Source organism: Streptomyces sp. NPDC045899 (assembly GCF_056431485.1).
Genome location: NZ_JBWKKP010000078.1, coordinates 1 through 1,277 on the forward strand (window position 1 = coordinate 1; position 1,277 = coordinate 1,277).

General features: G+C 70.3%; 2 protein-coding genes. Both read left to right on the plus strand.

Translation table 11 applies throughout. From position 1 onward, the window contains the following. On the plus strand, positions 1–602 hold a 602-nt coding region (locus AC07FT_RS36405; protein ID WP_479180454.1), incomplete at its 5' end, for an electron transfer flavoprotein subunit beta/FixA family protein. Between the two features lie 58 nt (positions 603–660). Continuing rightward, the coding region (locus tag AC07FT_RS36410) for an electron transfer flavoprotein subunit alpha/FixB family protein (RefSeq protein ID WP_479180456.1) at positions 661–1,277 on the plus strand (617 nt) is incomplete at its 3' end.

Here is a 1,277-nt window from a genome sequence, read left to right on the forward strand (position 1 = left end):
TGACCGTGGGTCCGGAGGATGCCAAGGACGCGTTGCGCAAGGCGTTGTCGATGGGTGCGGACAAGGCCGTGCACGTCGAGGACGACGATCTGCACGGCAGTGATGTGCTGGGTACGTCGCTGGTGCTGGCCAAGGCGGTGGAGAAGGCCGGGTATGACCTGGTCGTGTGCGGTATGGCTTCCACGGACGGCACGATGGGTGTGCTGCCGGCGCTGCTGGCCGAGCGGCTGGGTGTGCCGCAGGTGACGCTGCTGTCGGAGGTTTCGGTCGCCGATGGCACGGTGACCGGGCGGCGGGATGGTGACACCGCGACCGAGCAGCTTCAGGCGTCGCTGCCGGCGGTGGTGTCGGTGACCGACCAGTCGGGTGAGGCGCGTTACCCGTCGTTCAAGGGCATCATGGCGGCGAAGAAGAAGCCGGTGACCTCCTGGGACCTGTCCGACCTCGATATCGAGGCCGAAGAGGTGGGTCTGGAGGGTGCCTGGACGAAGGTCGACGGCGCCGATGAGCGCCCGGCCCGTACCGCGGGCACGATCGTGAAGGACGAGGGCGAGGGCGGTAAGCAGCTCGCCGAGTTCCTGGCGGGTCAGAAGTTCATCTGAGCCGCGCTGTCCACTGCCGCCCCTTTGCCGCCTCGCATCGCAGGAGAGAAGAAGTCCCATGGCTGAAGTCCTCGTCTATGTCGACCACGTGGACGGTGCCGTCCGCAAGCCCACGCTGGAGCTGCTGACCCTGGCCCGCCGGATCGGTGAGCCGGTCGCGGTGGCCCTGGGCGCCGGTGCCCCCGAGACCGCTGCCACGCTGGCCGAGTACGGTGCGGTGCGGGTCCTGACCGCCGACGCGCCGGAGTTCGCCGACTACCTGGTGGTCCCGAAGGTGGACGCGGTCCAGGCCGCGTACCAGGCGGTGTCCCCGGCCGCCGTGCTGTTCCCCTCCTCCGCGGAGGGCAAGGAGATCGCGGCCCGGCTCGCGGTCCGTATCGGGGCGGGCATCATCACCGACGCCGTCGACCTGGAGCCGGGTGATGAGGGTCCGGTGGCCACGCAGTCGGTGTTCGCCGCCGCGTTCACCACCAAGTCCCGGGTCTCCCGGGGCACGCCGGTGATCACGGTCAAGCCCAACTCCGCCGCTCCGGAGGCGGCCGCGGCCGCGGGCACCGTGGAGCCGCTGGAGGTGTCCTTCAGTGAGCAGGCGAAGGGGACGAAGGTGACTGCGCGGACGCCGCGGGAGTCCACCGGGCGTCCGGAGCTGACCGAGGCCGCGATCGTGGTCTCCGG